The sequence below is a fragment of the Flavobacterium frigoris PS1 genome, from assembly GCF_000252125.1.
Taxonomy (GTDB): Bacteria; Bacteroidota; Bacteroidia; order Flavobacteriales; family Flavobacteriaceae; genus Flavobacterium; species Flavobacterium frigoris_A.
Genome location: NZ_AHKF01000052.1, coordinates 1 through 534, shown reverse-complemented (window position 1 = coordinate 534; position 534 = coordinate 1). Strand labels below are relative to the sequence as shown.

Annotated in this window: 1 protein-coding gene; it reads left to right on the top strand. The window is 30.3% G+C overall.

Annotation, left to right across the window (positions count from 1 at the left end; translation table 11 throughout):
• Positions 1–114 precede the first annotated feature (114 nt).
• Positions 115–423, top strand: a complete 309-nt coding sequence (locus HJ01_RS17050; RefSeq protein WP_040474121.1) for a hypothetical protein — start codon at positions 115–117, stop codon at positions 421–423.
• The last annotated feature ends 111 nt before the right edge of the window (positions 424–534 follow it).

The window sequence follows — 534 nt, the reverse complement described above, 5'->3', positions numbered from 1 at the left end:
GGTTTATGTTTATATAAATTCTCTGAAAGATTCAGGGGAAATGATGGAACACCAAGGGCAAAATCATTAAAAAATGAAAGGAAAAAATTAAATAATCCAAATTAAGAAAAAGAATTGCAATCGGACCTATATCGTAGTAAATATAAAATCATAGCAAAAAAATTAAAAATAGTATGGTCATTCACTAATATTGTATTACTACTATGGAGCTTTTCAGCTAAGGCACAGCAAAGATATCAAACGAGGGAAGGAAGTATTCAAGTTATAGGCTCGCACGGAGATTCCATAATAATAGCCAATAGCAATTATTTGTTTGTTTTAATCAATTATGAAACTGCTGAAATTGAAGTTAATCCAGCTATTTTACGCAATTCTACAGATTCATTGAAAGTGAAGCTTAGTAACTCAAAATTGAGCTGGTAATCCTTTATGGTCAACTTAGCAACTCTTAGGTAGGTATCTTAGCATATTACATTATTACAATTATCCACAAATTACTTATAGACAAAGACGGCTCAAAAAAAAAACGTGTTT